A 21,003-nucleotide genomic window follows, 5' to 3' on the forward strand; every position below is an offset into this window, starting at 1 on the left:
TTAATGCTCCTCCCTTAATTTCGGGTTCAGCCACATATTAATGACGTCTGCCAATGTATTAAATAAGATAAATAGTACCGAAACGATAAGAACATATGCTTGAATCATTGGAAAATCTTGTTCCAACACGGCTTTGACACTCAGTTGACCCATACCCGGCCACGCAAATACATTTTCGATGACGACAGAACCGCCTAAAATAATAGGAATCGACATACAAAAAATAGAAACGACGACTTGCATTGCATTACGTGCCACATAAACGAGCAGTTGCGACATCGGCACACCCATCGCTCGCATATAGAGCACATAATCTTGATCAAGTTGCTGAATGACCGCACTTCTGACATTTCTAAAATAAATGCCGGTATAACCAAGCGTGATCACCGCAACAGGTAAAATATAGCTTTCAGGACCTGTTAATCCCGACGTCGGTAATGCATTCAATTTAACTGATAGAAAAATAATCAATATCGCCGCTAGCCAATAAGATGGAATCGCGGTTAATACGAAAGCTGTCGTCCGTGTCATACGATCAAACCATGTCCCACGCAACAATGCTGTCAAAATACCAAACAACAGCGACAACACAATAATCGCCACACTTGAAATCAATGTTAACTTCAATGTATTAAAAAATGCAGGCCATAGTCTCAAACCGACATCTTCGCCAGTTACGAAACTATGTCCAAATTGTAGCTGTACCGCGGATTGCAGCCATTCCCAGTATTGTACGAGGAACGGCGCATCTAAATAGTACTTGGCACGTGTTTGTTCAATTAAACTTTGCGTAATATCTGGTACTTCTTGTGCATGTAGAATGACGACGGCTGGATCTTCACTAGATAAATGCGTTAATGCAAAAGTCAAAAAGCTAATGACAATCAACAACGGTATCATCAGTAACAAACGTTTCATCGCACTATATGCCATTGATGGACCACCTTATTTGTAATCCATTTGTTCAAATGGCAATTCGTATTGTGATTGTTTAAATGAAATATGTTCTAAATCTTTCGGAGCGACAACTGTCATACCTCCGTGAGAAATCGGAATAAAGATTGCTTCATCATGTACTGTTGTTAAAATGTCTTTATACTTTTGGTCTTGCTCTTTTGCATCTTGTGTTTTTAAAGCTGTATCAATGTCATCAAACAGTTGGTCTTTTTCTTTGATACCTGAAACGGCTGCTTTATAACCTGTATCTGCTTTAAAGCCAGAAATCGTGCTTTGTGGATCATACTGAAGACCCCATGTTTGGTTAAACAGTAAGTCATAATCACCTGATGTACGGCGCTCTGCCACTTTATCAGATGTTTCTCCTACAATTTTCAATGCCATACCAATTTCTTTCGCTTTCGCTTGAATAAATTCAGCTTCTTGTTTTTGCGAGCTTGAATGGTTGTCGTAATATAACGTCATCTCAAGCTTTTGACCGTCTTTTTCACGCACTTCACCTTTGTCATTTTGCTTCCATCCCGCTTCGTCTAATAGCGCCGCTGCTTTTTTCAAATCAAAATCACGTTTTGGTAAATCAATGTTCGCATGCGGCACGTTTTTCGAGAATAATTGTGACGCAGGCTTTTCAGTACCCTCTAAAATTTTGTCCGCAATACGCTTTTGATCGACGCTATACCACAATGCTTCACGCACCGCTTTATCTTGTGCAGGGCTGTCTTTTTTACCAGAGTTTGCAACAATCATTTTCGTATTCATCGGTTGACTGCGCTTCAATTGGAAATCGCCATTGTCTGTTAATTTTTTCATTGCTTCATTGTCGATGTTATCTGTACCACGGTCATCCGTAAACGCAAAGTTCACTTCACCTTTTTGTAACGCTAAAAATGATGTTTCACCTGCTGGTAATACTTTAGCGACTATCGTTTTCAAATGTGGTTTGCCACCCCAATAATCTTCATTACGTTCAAATGTCGCTTGCTCATCTTTATCATGTGACTTTAATTGATATGGACCTGTACCAACATAAGATTTCAAACCATCTTTTGTACCCTCTGCTTTAAATGATTTTGGTGAGACAAAAACGTAAGGTCGTGTCATGGCTAGTTCTTCCAACGTTGCGTTGTATGGCTCCTTCAAAGTCATCACAAAGGTATGATCATCTTTTGCTTCTGTACGGTCGATTAATGTTGATAATTTAATCCAAGAATGTAATTTTTGATTTGCTTGAATAGCATCAAAGTTCTTTTTCACGGCGTCTGCATTAAACGGTGTCCCATCTTGGAATTTTACACCTTTTCTTAAGTGAAATGTGTAGGTTTTTCCATCTTCCGATACGTCCCAAGATTCAGCTAATAACGGTTCAATCCCTTTTTGTGTATGATCAACTAATGATTCATAGACCATACCTTGTGCTGACATTGACCCACCGTATACATGCGGGTTCATATCCCCAATATCTTTCGATGTGGCATATGTAAGATTTTTATCTTCTTTTTTCTGCTCTAATGCTTTAGAGTTACCACAGGCTGCAAGTACAAGTAACATTACTATACTTACGGCAATCCACTTTAAATTTTTCATCATCATTCATATCCTCTCTTTATCTCATTTCTTTCAGTAGTGCTAGCATTTTTAGTACACATTGTTAAATTTGCTTGATTTTCTTTAGCGTATAAATATCAGTGTCAATGGGTACTCATGATGACCCACCTTGAACACTTTTATCAATCCAGTCACTTCATAGTTGAATTTTGTTTCACAGTCATTTTACTGGTTCTCAAAATGGAGTTTCATCCAATCAATGAACTTAACACATTCCCTTTATCCTTCAGAGTTCAATAATTTAGCGATACTGTTGATATCTTCCTCGAACGACTGTATTTGAAATTGCGTGGATACACGATCATTAGGATGTGCTTTTTGAAATGCCGTCAGTTGTGCTTCATAGCGTTGAATCAATGTATCCATCATTGGCGTGGAGATGTTCAATGCTTGTGCTATACCTCGCATCATTTGTGTACGGTAATAGTCTTCGTTCGGCATGCGAGGAATTTGCCAAACACCTTCCTCATTTCGAAAAACTTCTTTAAAAGGAACTGCTGAAAAATCAAAATACTTACCATTTTCATCTGGCTCTGAAAACGGATCAATTAAAATACCGGTATAACGTACGTATAATAAATATTCTTGCTCGATGGCTGAAAGTGTTTCAAACGCTTCAATCCGATCATCATCCATCGTTTCAGGGCGAAGGGGGTAATTTTCTTTCACCATAAATTTCAATAGATTTAACGTATCGATATTTAAATGTTTCAATATCGCCATAACTTCTTGCCACATTTGTCGCATTTCAGCGATTAACTGCATCGTAATAGGACCTTCTGGAAATAATTTGTATACATAAAATGGTACGGTCATTCCTTCAAACACTGCTTTCAAAGCATGTTTATTCATAAATAACGCTGGATGCACATAAAGTGAGCTGTTTCGCGACTCTGCCATGAGTGGATGGGCAACTTGCGTCACTGGAATTTGAACTTCAGATAACAAATCTATTATTTCCTGGGAAAAGTCAGATTGTTCATATATTGTACCGATATACAAATGTTTTTTTATTCCTTTTGTCAGTACACGATGTGGTGTTTCAGGATGCGATACAGTCGTATCACCTAAATATGTAGAAAATGAAATCACTTCAATATTCGGCTGTTCTGCACTAAACTGCTGTTGGACGACCATATGAGAACCAAACGTAGGAGAAACAAGCACGACATGTTTGAGTTGTTGACGTACAGCTGGAGACAACTGTTGTATAACCTGACTGTATGCATCGGCAGTACATGCAAGCACGAGCACATCATAATGTGGCTCGACTGCTTCATAACGCTCATACAATCGTCCAAGTGTTGCAGTACCTGCTAACGCCATATGCAAGTCATTTTGAACTTGTACTTCAAGTTGCTGTGCATTTTGGTATGCTTGCCAAAACTGTTGTGCCTTTGCTGAAACGTCACTTCGCCCCACCATATCTACATGATGTGTTGTATAGGTCTTGAATAACACTGCAAGCTGCACGGCGACCGGACCTGTCCCTGCAATTAAGACAGATTTTTTCATTATTATGCACGCCCTTCTGATTTTTTTTGGTAGAGTGCAATATCAAAGATTTGATCCGGACGTGTAATGTCATCTACAAAAGTCCACTGCTGCGGATGTGTCTCTTGTTTAGGATAATTAAATATAGATTTCAAGCCATCACCATAACGCATAGACACCACAATGTCATGACCGGTAAGGTGATAAAGTTCTTCTAAAATGTCGTATTTCATTTCGACCGTTGAGCTGAAGATGACATGTGTGACATTTTGAATTCCTTCTAGTTCGGATACTGTTGCTTGATGTATTTCTATTGGCGCATCTGGGGCTAAAATGCGAATGACTTGTTGTCCATAGCGCACCGCTTCTTCATCAATATCAATTCCAATGACACGTGCGCCTGTTTCTTTTGCAATTTGAACTAAAGTCATAGGGTACGCACCTGATCCTACTAATAGCACTGTATCTTCACATGTAATTTCAAACTGTCCAAATTCTTCCGAAATGCAATGTTCAATATTGTCAAAATATCCTGTCGTCCCATGCTCACCATGAATCAAACGGCGTGCTCGAGAGGACTCCATCAATTTAACGCATTTTGCAGTAATATCTGCTAGTGGTTTAATAAGATGCTGCTGTTCTGTAGTCTGACTCCGCCAATGCTCATACTGTTGCTTGGGCTGTTCATCCAATATATAACTGCTATATTCATCAATTAAGCGTTCCAAATCATTAAGTGCACGTTCGCCTTGTTGAATGTTATGATAAAGGTGTTCGAATTGCTGTTGGTAATGTTTTAATTGCGCTTCAATTTCATGTGTGTTCTGTTGTATTTTATTCATCACGTACTCCTATTCTATGTATGCTAAACCTGTGGCAACCGTTGAAACATTTCCTTTGATTGCAACTTGATAGCCCTCATCATTGTGATCAACAATGGCAGTCAACGCACCTCCAGGTTGTACAATTTCTTTTTCTAAATGTTCTAACTGGTTTTGATACGCTTCATAGACACCTACCGAACCCGTTCCTGACCCACAACTTTGCTCCCATATGATGCTATCTATCTGTGGCACATAGATGAGGGGATACAAGCGCTGATGCAGTGTATCATATAACATCAACCCAACAGCCGTCAGATGTTCTGGCCATTCTTCGGCTCTAACAAATGATTCGATAGAGGAGGCTAGCTTTTCTGACCACACTGTAATTGGGAATACAAAGTGTTGATATGTATCATATTGAATTTCCAACCCTTCAAACAAGACATCATCAATCTTATATTGTCTTTCTAATATTTTTTTTGGTTGTGGGAGCGTCGTTTCAAATTGTTGAGGTGTTTCATGTATCGCACAATGAACAGGCGTGTCCATTCCGGATACCTTCAATTTAAAAGAGGACGTCGTTAGTAAATTTCTATCCTTCAAATAACGAATAAATGACAAAGTCCCATTCCCGCAAAATTCTTGGCCACTCATCACAAGTTGATGTGGTAGCTCACCTTCATCATCTACAATAAACCCGACTTGTTCACAACCCACATGTGAACTTTTCATAAGTTGCTGGGCGATGTGCCTATATTGGCTAGGGTCATGTTGTGAATCCACTAAAACAGTCATATTTCCAGATGGATTGAATTTTGAAAAATGAACAATTTCCAATTTTATTCCATCTCCTTTTAAAATAAATATCATTAATTACAAATCGTAATCATAACGATTTAAAAATATCCTACTCTCAAATTTTTGAAATGTCAACAATGATAATCATTATCAAAACTTTACTTTTTATTATCCATTTTCATCTCTAAATATCTACTTCTAAAAATTCCTATTAATAGTCAGCCATTGTAATGATGTCATCGTACAAAGACCGCTGAATCATCATAATTTAAGATACATTTTTAAAATCGTTGCGAAACATTAACAGAAGCTGTGTTTGAACATGTAAAAACACATTAAAACGAGCTGTGAAATCATCTTTTGTGATGGATATTTTCACAGCCCGTTTTAATATATACATACTATTAATTTACTATTTTAATCTTATTTAGAATACTCGTATATGCTGGATCATTTTTATATGCTTCGTACAAACTTTGTAAATTCATTTCTTTACCTGTAGTGAGCAACTCTTGGTAATCTACCAACGCACCTTGTGTCCCACCTACAAATACTTTGTTTTGATTTACACCAATAATTGTCGCAAAATTTCCTTTTGGAGGATCTAAAGTATAAAACTTCATACCTGATGGCGCGTTAGGTATGTCTCTTTGATGGATTAATGTTAATTGATTAACATTCTTTGTAGTGGTCATCCCAGCACCTTGATATTCATATTGACCTTTTAGAATTTCTGACTTCGTTATTGTATAGTGTTGGATATCATTGCCAAAAAATACGAGTGCAATTCTAGATGCTTCGTTCAAATCTTTCTTTGTCTCATGAGAAGGTGAATGACTCACATTAGCTTGTTTATCAGTGCTTTGATTTTGTACATTCTTCTGTTTTGTCTCTTGCTGATTGTTTTTAGTATCTTTATCGATTCCTTTATTTTCTGTTTGCTGTGACTCATTGGTTGTGTCTGCCACTTCTTTCTTATTATTCTCTAACGTTTTTTCTTGTTGTTTTGCCGTTTTTTCTGTCTTATCATTTTGTGTCGATGATTGTTCTTCTTTTTTTGAATCTTTATCCCCACAACCAGCTAATAAAAGTAAAAAAGCAAAGAGCGCAAAAGCTAATCTTTTCATATTCAACACCTCATTTAAGTACATTTTTTACTATCTACTTATAAATATATCAAATATTTTTCTATACACAATAGGTCCATAGACTTATAGAAAAATATATGTAGTAAATATACATATTTTATAGCAAAACACTTTAGTAAAACTTTAATGGCATTAGCTGTTTACATCACTCATTCAATTTTTTAATAGATGTCCTTTTTAATCATACGCCCTTTAACGGAACATTGATTAAATATGCGGTTTAAGTCACTCATATAATAACATGACACTTTTAAAGATAACTCCTGTTTAATATTGACATTTATTATGTTTTATATGATACTTAAAAATATTATTATAGATAGTGGGTGCATTAAAATTGGTCACAGTAGGTATATCAGCTAACATTTCATACGATACGGGAGGAATGTTTCCCGGATATGAACGTTGCTACGTCAATCAAGATTATATTCATACCATTGTTAAGCATCATGCCATACCCTTAGTTTTACCGATTCACACTTCACAAGAAATGATTTCACAACAGATTGCACATATAGATGGTTTAATCTTAACTGGTGGTGATGATATTAGCCCATCTCTATACCAACAAGATCCTTATGAGAAGCTTGGCAGAACGCTTTTAACACGTGATTTATTTGACTTTAAGTTGCTTGAAGTTGCTAAGCGTAAAGGTATGCCAATTTTAGGTATTTGTCGTGGTGCACAAATCATTAATGTTTACCATGGAGGAAGCTTATATCAAGATTTATCCTATCGTGAAGCACATACGTTACGCCATCATCAAAAACACATCCCTACTGAAACGACGCATACCATCCATATCGAACCCAATTCTCGACTCGCTGATGCATTTGAAACTTCTCAGATCATGGTTAACTCATTTCATCATCAAACTATTCAAACACTCGCCCCCGAATTTAAGGCCATTGCCCATGCAACTGATGGGGTTATTGAAGCTATTGAAGCTACAAACTATCCTTATTTAATCGGTATTCAATGGCACCCTGAAATGTTTTGGAGAGAAAGTTTGATGGATCGACTGTTTTCAGATTTTATTAAAATATGTGAAAGTAAGTGATATGTATGAAAAAATTAGGCTTCTGGTCTATCGTATTATTATCTATCAATTCAATTATCGGTTCTGGTATCTTTTTAACTCCCGGATCAGTCATTCGAATATCAGGGATCTATACGCCACTGATATATGTCATGGCTGCTATATTTGCTAGTATTTTAGCGCTCACTTTTGCATCTGCTTCAAAATATGTAAATAAAAGTGGCGCTGCCTATTCTTATACAATGGTGGCTTTAGGTCCTCATATCGGATTTTATGTAGGGATTACGCGTTTTATTGCTGGGAGTATTGCATGGGGAGTCATGGCGACAGCTGTCGTTAAAACTGTCATCACTATTTTTGGTGGGGATCATACGGATGCACGTCTTATCACGTTGGGCTTTATTTTGCTAATGGGAATTTTGTTACTCATTAATGTACTCGGCAAACACCTTTTAGTCTGGGTCAGCAACCTCTCCACGATTGGAAAAATAGCTGCTTTACTTACCGTTATCATATCAGGTCTCTATTTAGTTATTCAAACAGGTGATACCCAGTTTAGTCGTATCAGTACACTTGTCGACACTTCTCAAATCGATTCACAAGCATTTGTTATGGCCATCATAGCCGCTTTCTATGCTTTTACAGGATTTGAAAGTATTGCTACGGGCGCACAAGATATGAAATCTCCAGAAAAAAACTTACCCAGAGCCATTCCGCTTGCTATTTTCATGATTGCATTCATTTATATTGGGGTTATTTCCATCACTATGACTATCAATCCAGTGGCGCTCATTCAAACCAAAGAAGTTGTCTCATTGGTGGCCGTATTTGATACACCTGTTATCCATCGTATCATTTTGTATGGAAGCTTAATATCCATGTTTGGTATTAATGTCGCTGCTTCTTTTTCAACGCCAAGAATTATTGAAGCTATCGCCCATGAAGGCCAAATCCCGAAATGGTTTAAAAAACGTACTGTCTATGATTTTCCGCTTCCTGCATTTATGCTGACATTCTTAATCGCTATTGCTATACCTTTGGCTTTTCAATATAACTTGACAAGTATCATTCTTTTAAGTTCAATTTCTAGGTTCATTCAATATTTAATCGTTCCAATCTGTGTTATTTTATTTTACTACGGCAAAACGAGTGCACCTACACTAAATCATATTCGTAAAAATTTCTTTACGGATGTATTGTTACCTATATTTTCTTTTGTATTGACACTCGTTTTACTTATAAAATTCAATTGGAAAGGGCAGTTTCTTATTACAAACGACGCTGTAACATCTTTTAACTATTTGGGTGTTGCCTCATTAGTTTTGAGTTACGTCATTTTCCCAATAATACTTTATCGTTTGACACCTCTAAGTAAAAAAGAGTCGACTCAAATACCACGTAAGATGACCTAAAATGGACGATTGAAAAATATAAGGAGTGGGACGAAAAAACTTCATTAATTATCGCTTTAACGTACCACTCCTTCTCATGCTATACATCACAAGCGCACGTCTCTAACTGTCATTCCGCTTCATCAAGCAGTAGTGACTTATTCGTCATTTAATCGATGCAGATGTTTTTGTTTACTCCATTAAAACTTTTAAAGTGAACGCGATATGTGACGATATTCGGTTACTCAAACCTAATACAATGGATTAAGATGCAGATTTTTTTATATGAGCGGCCATATCTAACGCTTCAATATGCAATAAATTATCCATGATACTCATATAAAATTTCGCTAGTTCTCCACCTGTTCGCTTTAAATCGAAAATATCAATACCAATAAAATCAACATGGTCCCAATTTTTTAAAACAGGTCTGACCTGCCAAATCCCTCTACGGGTCGCTAAAGCATCAGATGAGACCTTAACAAAAGGTTGGTTTAATGGAAATAGTGATGAAATAACTGCAACAACCCCATCATTTTTACGCCACTCTAACCTGGCATCACTGCCAATAATGCGACTCGTTAAATCCATTAACGGAAACACGCCCACATTAGGAACCTCTTTCCCCGAAGCCCCTTTATGCGATGCTTCAGCAGTATAAGTCGTGTATGTAATATTAGGGTTTAGGCTTGTTTTCTGATTTAAAATTGCCGATCCTTCTAATGTTAAATCATAGGCCGCGTTATCTTTCGTTTGCCAAATTGGGCTTTCACTCACACGCTTCATATAATCAAAGTAACTTTCACCAGGTCTTTGCTTAAAGCCCCAATGCCTTAAACCTAAGTCAAAGTCTGAATATTCGCTACCTGCCACCCGACTCAGTGCGTACATGATATGGCGTACAAATTCTTTATTTGCCACTTGATCTGCAGCTTGTGAGCCATTATGAGGGGTCCCGAGTGTCGTTATTGATGAAACCATATCAGTGAGCCCTCCTTTAAAAAGTGGCGAAATTGTACCACCATGTTTTTGGTGATACGCAATTTCATCTTTGCTACCATTCCTTAAAAGTTCTTCCATTAAACGAACCGTCTGTCCTCCCATACTATGCCCAATTAAATGAACTTTTTTACCTGGTCTCCAGTCAGGCATAATTCCTTTATAAATCTTACCAAAGCGTTCGTGACCATATTGAGCTGCATGTGCTGCACCATAGTCAACACGACCGCCTTTGATAAAATAATATAAATCCACTGCACGTGCATAATTGCTACTAAATGCACCAACACTTGCTTGGTGTATATCGTAGCCTTTCTTCCTCAACGCTTCAATAACTTTAAATTTATTGCCTCCCCAATAATTCGGATAGAGTGCTGGTGCATTTTCACCTACTAACCCTAAAAATCCATGTACTAACACGATAGGATATTTATTGGTAGATTGCTTTTGCTGAGCTTGAGTGGATGATTTTTCTAACACCTCTTTAGAATTCGCTACACGCGTTTGGGATTGCTGTTCTTGTGTTGTTTCCTTTTGCGTCATTCCCTCTTCTGAAGCGCCTTTTTTAGTTTGATCTTTGTGTTCTGCTATAGCTTGCTCTTTACCTTGATCAGTTTTATCCTTAACGACTGGTTTAAGATTCTGTGATGTCATTTGATCGATTTCATCTGTCTGTGCTTTTTCTACATTTCGGGCCCGCATAGCTTCAGAAGATCGATGGTTCACACGTTTGCTCACTTCAACATCTGATTGGTCTTTTAATGCCACATCACTTTGCTGAGATGTTAAATCCTGGTTTTCTGCAATACGCCCGGCTTTACGGTTGTTTGAATGAGGAGGTTCCTCAATCTGACTACCTGATTGCGTCTTCACTTTCTCGCTGTTTGGAACATCACTTAATTTTTCCCCCTTCTCTTGTTGTATGTCAACTAAAGAAGGGACATTTGTATTTTCATTGATATGAGTGGGATAAGACGTGTTAGGATTATCCGATGAAACACCTTGCTCCGGTGTAGTAGGCAATTGTTCTTGAGATGAAGCGTTAGCGAATAGCGATGTTTTAGGATTTTTAGAGTCACCTGAATGAGAATGTTGTCCTTCTTTTTGAGGTAACGACTGTGTATGAGTGTCTTCACTTAGCGACTGATTGCTTACAGTCACTTCTGTTCTCGCTAATTCACTAGATGCTTGAGTAGTATGCTGCTCACTTGCCATAGCGTCATGCCCACCGATTAAGAAGGTCATCGTCGCCAAGACTGAAACCACACCTACAGTATACTTTCTGATACGATAAATACTTTTTTGATTGTATTGATTCATGATATCACCTCTAATAAGATTAACTCCCCTTAATTAAATCCCCCTTAAACAACTGTAATGATAATATATCACATTAGTTATAAATATATATAGTATCATAAAATTATATTTAAAATTTATTAATTTACAGAATATCTGATAAAGGGTTAAAGATTTTAGTCTATATTTTAGGTACTATGTTTTATTGCTTCCCTTAGTTGTCTCAATCATCAATTGGATTTAACTGCCCATTTTTATAGTTGTCAAACATGCGCTTATCTTAATCTTTGCATCATAAGCCATTACGTTTTGATGTGCATGTTACCCCAATTTTTAAGTAGTTTTTAACTTTAATTCTCTGTCTTTCTTCAATATCATTACATATTGTACATAAGCGCAATATCTTCTTTATTGGTTTGAAAATTACAATGATAGCGGTTTTGTGTTTTTTATATCAAAAATAAAATGCGGTCAGTAGATGCCCCACCAACCGCAAAAGTATACAATTCATAAAATGAAACAAGCGAAAACCTCGTATTGTTTTCGCTTGATAATTGTTCTATAGATTTTTGTTACACTATACTGTTTTCTGATGATGGTGCATGGCTACTTTCACAGTAGAGTCATTTAATACAATCCATATGCTAACACATCCAGTATGATAACATTATTTTCAACTATTAAGATTGGCGTTGTCGTCTAGAACGTTTGAATAATAATAAACCTGTGCCTGATACAACAAATAACAATGCCCAGAATGGCGATTTTTCAGTTAAACCTGTTTGAGGTAATTGTTCTATTTGCTCTGGATAAACTGTACCCTGCTTACGTTCATGCTCGTTTGCTTCATTAACCTTTGTTGATACGTCATCTTCTTTATTGTTAAAGCTTAAAGAAAATGGCGGCATGTGCCCTGATCCTTGATGTTTTGTCAGTCCTATCAACGCTTTACGTTTTTGGTATGGTATACTCTCTACATGTTGTTCTACATTTTTTGGAAGCAAAGCCCCTTCTGTATTTTGCCCCTTTTCAACTTGAGCAGATTCTGTTGAAGGTGGCGTAACCTCCTCATTAACAGAGGATTTCTCTACATCTTGTACGGCATCATTTTGAGATTCTGTAGTCTGAGATGGCTTCTCAGAATTCTCTGAGGCTTGTTCTGTATTTTCAGCACCTTTATCCTCTGTTTTCTTAGGATATACATGACCCGGTATCTCGGTAACTTCAGGATTAAATGATTTGTCAATTGTCATAGAACGAAGAATTTCATCCGCAAGTGCTGATTTCTCAGTGCTTGAAGTCTGCACAACCTCTGACTCTTCATCTTGCATATCTACTGGGCGTACTTCTGATGTAGTTTCAGCTAACTGTTGTTTTGTATGTGGGTCAACGGCTCTGAATGTCAAACGTTCTCCGTTTAACAATTGTATGTCTGCCGCTTTTAAATCAAATATAAACGCACCTGTCGCATCAGCTTGTAATGTAGGGAAACTACGATATTCCCCTAAATTAGATGCCATCTCTATCCATGCATGTGCATAATTCGTACGTCCTTCAACTTTTGACGTCCCCGGTATCAACACTTTCGACTCGCCATGTACTGCTGCTTGTGTAAGGTCTCCATAGATAGGTTGAACCTCCAAGTCACTTTTAGTATCATCCAATTTGTTGACTACTGGACTGTCATTCTGCTCATACTTTGTTTTAGCTTGTGCCACACGTTCGAAAGGCTCAACGTTCACATTGAATAATGGGCCTACTTCGTCATTAGATTTAAAAGATAAAGTCACTAAATCGCCAGACTTCAATGGGTAAGATTTATTGTAAAGACGGTTCAAGTCAAACTCGAAAAACCCTTGATCATCAATATGGCGCCAAATCCCATCATAACGACCTTGCCACTCTTGATCAGTGAGTGCTGCTTGTTCTTCTAACGTATCACCTAGGTGCACATGTTCTTGATTGATTGCTAACGCGACTTTACCTTGTACAGATGTATGTCCTTTGATTTTACTTGCCCCTTCTAAAATAGGTTCGATGAATACTTGCTGTTGGCCTTGAATGGGCGTCAAGCGTTCTTCAGGAACTGTATACGCACCTTCATATCTAGGCGTCGTCACAGAAGCTGTCGCTGTTTCTTCGTCTTCCAATTGACCTAACGCCTCTAGGGCCTCTTCGCTCTCAAGTGCTGATTCATCAAAATCTTCAAAATTAAATGGCGTCATCGCTTCAACATCAACTTTTTGATTGTAAACAATTTGACGCCCTTTCAAATCATATACAAATTTACCTGTATCATCCGATAATACCTCTTCATAGCCATCATCTACAGACACAATATCTTTATTGTCGATCTTTACAGAAATCGCTTTGTTTGGCTGTGTATAGCCTGAAAGCTGTGCATCGCCTGGTTGTACTTTATCTAGTTGAATAGATCCTTCTTGTTGCGCTACAGGTAATTCTGCTTCACTCTCTTTTTCATTCACAGAAGCAACTTGCGCCTCCCCTTTTACTTCAGTCTGCTCGTTCTCCGACGCCTCTGCATTCCCACTTGCCATCACAAAAGTCAACGCCACACCTGTCGATACTAAACCTACTTTAAGCTTTCTTAGTTTATAATTTGTTCTTAACATTGTTATCCTCGCTCTTCTACTTATTCATTCTTTATATACTTTAATATATTAATGAAATAAATGTTATTAACTGATTATTAACTATTAATTAAAAGTACGGCATCTAACGTTCAGGGATTTTAGTTTTTTCGCTTGTTTATTTGTACATATTAATAATATAGATGCCTCCTAAAGTGAACCTCACACACCCTCTTCCAACTCACTCATTTTATACAAATAGGGGTACTCACAAAGGATTGGCATTATTATGGCATCGTTATCGCACAATCACAGTTTACTATTCTGCTCATTATGATGACACATTTCGTTAGTAAGCTTTTTTATGACGAACATCATATAGGAAAACGTATTATTTATAAACATATCAAAAGGTGCCGTATCTTAAATGCCAAGTTATACACATTATTTTCAATATATTTCTTGTACTATACTTTATTATTTATTTCATCTCATATCTATCATTGTTGTTTTCATTCTCAACGTATATAAACTCATATGCCCATCATCATTAAACCTAATCATAATCATCTAGAAATTTTGACTTTAACATGTCAGAGTCTCTAGATGTCTTTTTGTCTACAGCTATAAAAATATTGTGTTAAAATAAACCGTTTTTATTTCCTCCCCCAATAGACATCTTGATTGCATTGCTCATCACTTGTTTTAGAATATGACGTCAATTCCTCAGTCATCTCTTATATGTATTATGGTTTGATCCCCAACGTCTTATTAACTCAATTTTTACTTTTCTGTGTTAAATATATAGTTTTATATCAAATTTTGTTTACATAAACTTAATTCACCTTCATAATAAAAAGAAATCGGTGAAGGATGTGAGAAATTATGTTATATCTCATTTTTACAATGTTATTATTCTTTGTTTGGCTCTACAATGTTTATCTGTTTCTTAAAGTGATTTTCACATTAATTAGGAAACGACCCGTAAAGCCTACCTTAAAAAAATATGGAATGAGTTTCATCCCTCTTATCATTCTATTTGTTATAGTTGGGGGAATGACGGACACTGATAAAAACAAAAGTGCAAAACATACGAGTCAAACCCACCAGGAAGAAAAAGATAAAAAACAAAAGAATGAAGAAAAAGATAAAGATAGAGATAAAAAAGGCAAAAAAGATGATGGATCAAATTCAACATCAAGCGAAAAAGAATCACAATCTGAACATCAGTCGAATCACGAAAACAAGCAAAGTACGTCAGATAACTTAATTGCCGCTCTATTCGTTAAACATATTGATGGTGATACCTCAAAATTCAATATTGATGGCAAAATTAAAACCGTGCGTTATTTATTGATAGATACGCCCGAAACAAAACATCCGCGTTTAGGTGTTCAACCTTTTGGTAAAGAAGCCTCCAATCGAACAAAATCACTGTTGAGTAGCGCAACAAAAATTGAAATTGAATATGATGTTGGTCCTAAAACAGATAAGTATGGTAGAGACTTAGCCTATGTATTTGTTGACGGCAAATTAGTCAATGAAATCTTAGTCAGAGAAGGATTAGCAAAAGTCGCTTATGTTTACCCACCTAACACTAAATATTTAGAGCGTTTGCAAGCAGCTGAAGCCTTAGCAAAACAAGAAAGATTAGGCATATGGTCTGAGCAAACTGATACTGTTGCACAAGATACCGCTTCAGTTAACACAGCTTACACAGCGCCTCAACAATCGACGCCAAATCAAAATGTTGCACCTCAGCAAACATGGTTTAAAAACTGTACTGAGCTTAATAAAGTTTATCCTGGTGGGGTCCCACTCGGTCATCCAGCCTATCAACGTCGCTTAGATAGAAATCACGATGGGCATGCTTGTGAAACCCACTAATATTTAGCAAGTGCGCACATATGAATTTCCAAAATGTATAAATAACAGGCTAGAAGCTGTCCCACAACAGTTATTCTAGCCTGCTTTTTCTGGTTAGTGTCATCGATGTGTTGCACGAATGTATATGAATTGATAAAGATTGTCGTCCCATCATTAACAAATGGATATTTCTCCCTATTCCTCCACGCTTTCAACAGTTGATTTCATACCTACAAATATGAGAAAACATTTTGATTAACATACACATCCCTCATTTTGCAAAATCAAATTATTCAATTAATCAAAAACAATAGACCATTGTCAGGACAACCTCATCTCGAATTACAAAAAAATAATTTTTCTTATTAATCGTTTCTTAATATCATGGTATAATTAGTGAAGAAAATCACAAAAAGAAAGGTTGTCAATGATGAAACTTCAAAAAGCGCCTTTAGCAACATCAGGATTGATTTTAGGTTTGTTGGGACTAGGGAATCTCTTGAAAGACATTTCTCTTATTTTAAACGCCATTTGTGGCATCTTAGCTATTTTAATTTGGCTTCACTTGTTATACAGTATGTTTCATAACTTTAATCATGTTAAAGATCAATTGAATAACCCTCTGGTCGCATCTGTGTTCACCACATTTTTCATGTCAGGATTTTTAGTCACTACTTATTTAAATACGTTTTTTAGCAATGTCACTGTCATCAATCAGTTCATTATCCCTTTATGGGTTGTGTGCCTTATTGGAATGCTACTACATATGACTATTTTTTCAATGAAGTATTTAAAACGTTTTACTCTCGAGAATGTTTATCCATCATGGACTGTCCTTTATATTGGTATTGCAATTGCTGGATTGACTGCACCAGTGAGCGGCTATTATATCATTGGTAAAGCTAGCGTTATCTATGGTTTTCTAGCCACTTGTATTGTTTTGCCTATTGTATTTAAGCGGTTAAAAGCATATCCATTGCAACGATCTATCAAACCCAATACTTCTACCATTTGTGCACCGTTTTCTTTAGTGGCAGCGGCCTATGTGCTTACCTTTCCTAATGCGAATAGTTACATCATCATTATTTTTTTAGTATTGTCTCAATTTTTTTATTTTTATATCGTTTTACAGTTACCACAATTATTAAAAGCACCTTTTTCACCAGTGTTTTCAGCTTTTACATTTCCGTTAGTCATCTCAGCAACTGCTTTAAAAAACAGTATGTCAGTATTGGCATTTCCTGAAATCTGGGAATGGCTGTTACTTTTTGAAATGTTATTAGCTACCTTAATTGTGTTTAGGGTGCTTTTCGGTTACATGCATTTCTTTTTAAAACAAGCCTAAAAATAGGGCACTTGGGAAGCATATGTTTATAGTATCAACGTATTCAACGCCAAATAAAAAAGGCTAGAAAGTGCATTATAGCAACGTTTCTAACTCTTTTATTATGCTTATATATTATTCCCACTCAATGAAAGGGTAAGTTTTCATTAATTTGTAATAGCCTATAAAGATTGATATATCAGTGTTTTGATATGTGAGTACTTCCTGTCAATTTACATTACTTACTAAATAACGTATTCAAATAAGTATTCACTGCCTGCATGCGTGAGGTTATAATCTGTTACTTTCACCAAGAAATGTATTTTAAAGATAAATTAATACATACACAAAAACTCAGCCCTACATCTTACGACGCAGGGCCTACAAACATATAGTTTATTTCCTTAATAACAATAATAGAGTAAAGATTAGTAATTAGCAAGTGCTTCACTAAAAAAATTATATACTGACTTAAAGCGTTCGTCGTATATATGTTTATTCTTTCGAGCATACTCCATGAAGGCATTGAGTTCATCAATTCTACGTGCTCTCATATTTTTGTTCACAACTATTTTATCGTAAACATAAAGCATTGCTAAAATATCATGAATATTGTAATTACTAAGCCTTTTATCTAAAGTTTGTTTACGAATACCTAAACTTTTCGCATATTGTGTTATTAACACGCTTTTATTATTGCCATTAATTTGGTTTTTCAAAACAATATTATTTAATATAGGGGTATTATGTGCAGCTTTATTTCTGATGTTTTTTACAAATCGCACCGTTTTGCTCAATTCTTTAAACTCATCAATTTTATACGTATTATAATAAAATTCAATGAACCAACACAAGTTGCCAAACTGTATATGCTCAATTAAAAACCATATAGGCGTGTTTTGTTCATACTTATCATAATCTAACTTTCTATATGTATCATAACTCAAATATTCCATCATTTTTTTATATGGATTTTTTATTTTTGACGTCTGTCTCACATAGCCAAAAAAGCGTTGTACAGCCTTATAGCCATCTTCGTTTTCTAAATATGTAATTGACCTCATAATATTTAACTTGATAGAGTGCTCAATGTCCAAACAAAATTTTATTATAATATAACGCAATCTCATATCTAAACTTGCTAAATCCACTAAATTTTTAAAATCCACTTCTTGATATCTTTCAACTAACTGACTTTGATGTCTTACTATTTGTTTTGGGTAGTTATCAACATAACTATTGAGCTTGTAATAATAATTTTTAAATTCTAATATTCTCATGGCTTCTATTTCATTAATATAGATAAATTTTACACCTTTAAACTTCATATAAATTATAAGAGATTTGAATGATAACGACATTGTACAACCTTACCTTTTTTAGGATATTACACATATTATACATTAAAAACTACAAGATAGTGCTAGGTAATTTTAATGTTTTTATCCACTTTCTTATTTCCACTATTGGCATCACGTTCTTTAACCTTCAAATCGTAAAGTCATATTTTATGTTATCTTTTGCTAGGGTTTTACTTGTGAATATATCGCATATCTTAACAATCACGACAAGACACTTTTGTCTACTTGTCCAAGTGTGGTAGGTAACTCACAGACCCCGCACAAAATGACGGGCGTCAGATGAATACCCGGATAGAACGACGCATACGCTTCTTTTTAGAAATTCCCCTTTATTCATATCCACATTGCTATGATAGCCATATGGTTGGTGTAGTAGCCTACACATGACGTTGTGATTTACGACTTCCCCACCTTGTCAAAACCTTAGTGAAAACTACTACGCTGAGCTTTTCCCATTATGTTGAGAATTGGTGGCTTAGAATACACTATTTTGAAGCGGGGTTATCTATCCAAGAAGTACAAGACAGATTAGGACACGGCGACATCAAAACCAATATGGATATTTATGCTCACGTCACTGAAAAACAACGTGACCAAGTGGCTGAAAAGTTCGCAAATGATATCAATTTTTAGCATTAACGTATTCAACGCCAAATAAAAAAGGCTAGAAAGTGCATTATAGCAACGTTTCTAACTCTTTTATTATGCTTATATATTATTCCCACTCGATGAAATGAGTGTTTTTCGTTAGTTTATATTATCTTATAACAATTGATGTTGCAGTGTTTTTATAACTTAATACTTCTCATCAATTAACATCACTTCATAATTAACGTATTCAATTACGTATTCACTGCCTGCAACGTGTGGGAGAATTTTATAAGTGGTTAGTCACAAGATACTTAATTTTACCCATTCACTGATTTCTAAAACATAAATAAAGAGCCATATTAAATTACGACTTCGATATCAGTAAATATAACCCAGCATGAGTTGTGTTTATTTCAAAGGACAAAACACCCATCTTAAATTATGGGTGTTCATTCATTTCTTTTTGTTATTAGATGAAAACAAGAATGCTCCAAAAAACAGTAAAGGGAAAATAACAAACAAGCGAGCATCAAATGTATTCTCCCCAATAATAACAGGTAAAGATATATAAATAATAAAAGTTATTACTAAAAACGCCAAATAGATTTTTTTATTAGTGCTCATCACAAGTACACCTACAATACAATAGCAATGAATGCTCTAGCTACAATATAAGCAAATTGTTTATTGAAACCAAAATTATTAGTTAATCCTGTAGCTATACCATCAGCTAAATTACCTTCAAACCCCGTTAAAATGTCACAAAACTTATTAATACTTTGATAATGGAACATGACTAACTTTGTACCAGTAGTATTTTCTATTTTAGCAACTAATTTATTCCAAGCTTTCTCTCCAATTTTATTAACAGTAGCTCTTATAGCTTTAGCTCCAGCTTTCGCCGTTACAGTAGCTTTACCTCTCTCTGCTACCCCATTTTTATAATCTCTAACTTGTCCTTTTAATTTTTCAGCCACACTCGGTTCTTTAAAGTCTTGTTTACTATTATCTATTTCTTCTAATAAAGCATTTCCAATTTTTTCTCTTTGTTTCATTTCCTCATCAACTGCTTTAACAGTTTCAGCATTAGCTTTACCTGATTCTACCGTAAAATAAACAGGCCCAATCAAAAGAGAGGTCGCAATACTAGCAGTGGCAATTTTTCTTAAGTTTTTGTACATTGTAAAAACCCCTTTATTCAGAATTTAAACAACCCCTTAATAAACATCCCTATATTTAACGTATCATATCATAGTTTTCTTTCAACTGTATTATTGATATCTAAACACTAATTCTTAATTACATAGTCCGCTTTAGCAAATTCACATCATATTTAACACAAAAACCTTTATTAAAAACCACCCTAAATAATAAGGGTGTTCACATACTAAAAATAATTCTATTAATATATCAAAAACCTTTTCTTTTGATCTGCCTAGTAAGAAATACAACAATTAATATTCCATGTATAATCGTTAATCCTTTGAAAAAAGGCGAACTAAATGAAATGAAAAAAGCTGTCAGTATGATTTCAAGTAAAAACACAAAAGTTATTATAGCTAATAACGTTTGTTGCGATTTAGGCATGTTATGATCTTTTCCGCTCATAATAAACCTCCTTAACTGGATAAGTTTCATTAGATAATATACTATCATTTGAATTAACAAAGTCCAAACTTGGACTCTGCTAATCACTGTTGTTAATAACGCCAGCAA

Annotated in this window: 15 protein-coding genes and 1 pseudogene; 5 read left to right on the top strand and 11 right to left on the bottom strand. The window is 35.6% G+C overall.

Annotated elements, in window-relative coordinates:
* From opp1B to BJK46_RS00465, 6 genes are all read right to left on the bottom strand, one after another.
* Positions 1–933, bottom strand: coding sequence for a nickel/cobalt ABC transporter permease (gene opp1B / locus BJK46_RS00440; protein ID WP_014614879.1), 933 nt, complete (start codon positions 931–933; stop codon positions 1–3).
* 12 nt (positions 934–945) lie between these two features.
* The gene (gene cntA / locus BJK46_RS00445; RefSeq protein ID WP_037544074.1) at positions 946–2,544 is read right to left on the bottom strand and encodes a staphylopine-dependent metal ABC transporter substrate-binding lipoprotein; all 1,599 of its coding nucleotides are present in this window, start codon (positions 2,542–2,544) and stop codon (positions 946–948) included.
* A gap of 237 nt (positions 2,545–2,781) precedes the next feature.
* Positions 2,782–4,077: a staphylopine biosynthesis dehydrogenase gene (cntM, locus tag BJK46_RS00450; RefSeq protein WP_014614881.1), complete on the bottom strand. Its 1,296-nt coding sequence runs from the start codon at positions 4,075–4,077 to the stop codon at positions 2,782–2,784.
* Between the two features lie 2 nt (positions 4,078–4,079).
* Entirely contained in the window at positions 4,080–4,889 is an 810-nt protein-coding gene (gene cntL, locus BJK46_RS00455; protein WP_370498403.1) for a staphylopine biosynthesis enzyme CntL, read from the bottom strand.
* An 18-nt stretch (positions 4,890–4,907) separates the two neighbouring features.
* Positions 4,908–5,750: a histidine racemase CntK gene (gene cntK, locus BJK46_RS00460; protein WP_228064227.1), complete on the bottom strand. Its 843-nt coding sequence runs from the start codon at positions 5,748–5,750 to the stop codon at positions 4,908–4,910.
* A 332-nt stretch (positions 5,751–6,082) separates the two neighbouring features.
* Positions 6,083–6,805, bottom strand: a complete 723-nt coding sequence (locus BJK46_RS00465; RefSeq protein WP_014614884.1) for a hypothetical protein — start codon at positions 6,803–6,805, stop codon at positions 6,083–6,085.
* A gap of 343 nt (positions 6,806–7,148) precedes the next feature.
* On the opposite strand from BJK46_RS00465, the gene BJK46_RS00470 reads away from it, so the two are divergent.
* Positions 7,149–7,886: a gamma-glutamyl-gamma-aminobutyrate hydrolase family protein gene (locus tag BJK46_RS00470; protein WP_226957601.1), complete on the top strand. Its 738-nt coding sequence runs from the start codon at positions 7,149–7,151 to the stop codon at positions 7,884–7,886.
* 5 nt (positions 7,887–7,891) lie between these two features.
* The gene (locus tag BJK46_RS00475; RefSeq protein ID WP_014614886.1) at positions 7,892–9,277 is read left to right on the top strand and encodes an APC family permease; all 1,386 of its coding nucleotides are present in this window, start codon (positions 7,892–7,894) and stop codon (positions 9,275–9,277) included.
* Between the two features lie 243 nt (positions 9,278–9,520).
* Here the strand turns inward: BJK46_RS00475 and lip are convergent, their stop codons facing one another.
* Positions 9,521–11,575 carry a YSIRK-targeted triacylglycerol lipase gene (gene lip, locus BJK46_RS00480; RefSeq protein ID WP_063279060.1) on the bottom strand — a complete coding sequence of 685 codons (2,055 nt, stop codon included), beginning with the start codon at positions 11,573–11,575 and terminating at the stop codon, positions 9,521–9,523.
* A gap of 659 nt (positions 11,576–12,234) precedes the next feature.
* Positions 12,235–14,187, bottom strand: a complete 1,953-nt coding sequence (spsN, locus tag BJK46_RS00485; RefSeq protein WP_063279061.1) for an LPXTG-anchored surface protein SpsN — start codon at positions 14,185–14,187, stop codon at positions 12,235–12,237.
* Between the two features lie 843 nt (positions 14,188–15,030).
* Between spsN and BJK46_RS00490 the strand changes: the two genes are divergently transcribed.
* Both BJK46_RS00490 and BJK46_RS00495 read left to right on the top strand, forming a co-directional pair.
* The gene (locus BJK46_RS00490; protein WP_233506563.1) at positions 15,031–16,032 is read left to right on the top strand and encodes a thermonuclease family protein; all 1,002 of its coding nucleotides are present in this window, start codon (positions 15,031–15,033) and stop codon (positions 16,030–16,032) included.
* A 409-nt stretch (positions 16,033–16,441) separates the two neighbouring features.
* The gene (locus BJK46_RS00495; protein WP_014614890.1) at positions 16,442–17,356 is read left to right on the top strand and encodes a TDT family transporter; all 915 of its coding nucleotides are present in this window, start codon (positions 16,442–16,444) and stop codon (positions 17,354–17,356) included.
* A 407-nt stretch (positions 17,357–17,763) separates the two neighbouring features.
* Here the strand turns inward: BJK46_RS00495 and BJK46_RS00500 are convergent, their stop codons facing one another.
* Positions 17,764–18,663: an Abi family protein gene (locus BJK46_RS00500; protein ID WP_157929435.1), complete on the bottom strand. Its 900-nt coding sequence runs from the start codon at positions 18,661–18,663 to the stop codon at positions 17,764–17,766.
* A 522-nt stretch (positions 18,664–19,185) separates the two neighbouring features.
* Here BJK46_RS00500 and BJK46_RS00505 point away from each other — a divergent pair.
* A pseudogene (locus tag BJK46_RS00505) lies at positions 19,186–19,329 on the top strand (site-specific integrase); the annotation flags it as partial.
* 593 nt (positions 19,330–19,922) lie between these two features.
* Here the strand turns inward: BJK46_RS00505 and BJK46_RS00510 are convergent.
* On the bottom strand, positions 19,923–20,468 hold the full coding sequence (locus tag BJK46_RS00510) for a hypothetical protein (RefSeq protein ID WP_063279064.1): 546 nt from the start codon (positions 20,466–20,468) through the stop codon (positions 19,923–19,925).
* A 229-nt stretch (positions 20,469–20,697) separates the two neighbouring features.
* Positions 20,698–20,895, bottom strand: a complete 198-nt coding sequence (locus BJK46_RS00515; RefSeq protein WP_063279069.1) for a hypothetical protein — start codon at positions 20,893–20,895, stop codon at positions 20,698–20,700.
* Positions 20,896–21,003: the final 108 nt, after the last annotated feature.

Source organism: Staphylococcus pseudintermedius, from assembly GCF_001792775.2.
GTDB classification, from domain to species: Bacteria; Bacillota; Bacilli; order Staphylococcales; family Staphylococcaceae; genus Staphylococcus; species Staphylococcus pseudintermedius.

What these genes read in the sequence shown, in the direction of transcription:
- BJK46_RS00495 (WP_014614890.1), top strand. Translation starts at nt 16,442, where the DNA reads ATGAAACTTCAAAAAGCGCCTTTAGCAACATCAGGATTGATTTTAGGT.
- opp1B (WP_014614879.1), bottom strand. Translation starts at nt 933, where the DNA reads ATGGCATATAGTGCGATGAAACGTTTGTTACTGATGATACCGTTGTTG.
- cntK (WP_228064227.1), bottom strand. Translation starts at nt 5,750, where the DNA reads ATGATATTTATTTTAAAAGGAGATGGAATAAAATTGGAAATTGTTCAT.
- cntM (WP_014614881.1), bottom strand. Translation starts at nt 4,077, where the DNA reads ATGAAAAAATCTGTCTTAATTGCAGGGACAGGTCCGGTCGCCGTGCAG.
- BJK46_RS00500 (WP_157929435.1), bottom strand. Translation starts at nt 18,663, where the DNA reads ATGAAGTTTAAAGGTGTAAAATTTATCTATATTAATGAAATAGAAGCC.
- BJK46_RS00490 (WP_233506563.1), top strand. Translation starts at nt 15,031, where the DNA reads ATGTTATATCTCATTTTTACAATGTTATTATTCTTTGTTTGGCTCTAC.
- BJK46_RS00510 (WP_063279064.1), bottom strand. Translation starts at nt 20,468, where the DNA reads ATGTACAAAAACTTAAGAAAAATTGCCACTGCTAGTATTGCGACCTCT.
- BJK46_RS00465 (WP_014614884.1), bottom strand. Translation starts at nt 6,805, where the DNA reads ATGAAAAGATTAGCTTTTGCGCTCTTTGCTTTTTTACTTTTATTAGCT.
- BJK46_RS00475 (WP_014614886.1), top strand. Translation starts at nt 7,892, where the DNA reads ATGAAAAAATTAGGCTTCTGGTCTATCGTATTATTATCTATCAATTCA.
- BJK46_RS00515 (WP_063279069.1), bottom strand. Translation starts at nt 20,895, where the DNA reads ATGAGCGGAAAAGATCATAACATGCCTAAATCGCAACAAACGTTATTA.
- spsN (WP_063279061.1), bottom strand. Translation starts at nt 14,187, where the DNA reads ATGTTAAGAACAAATTATAAACTAAGAAAGCTTAAAGTAGGTTTAGTA.
- cntA (WP_037544074.1), bottom strand. Translation starts at nt 2,544, where the DNA reads ATGATGAAAAATTTAAAGTGGATTGCCGTAAGTATAGTAATGTTACTT.
- lip (WP_063279060.1), bottom strand. Translation starts at nt 11,575, where the DNA reads ATGAATCAATACAATCAAAAAAGTATTTATCGTATCAGAAAGTATACT.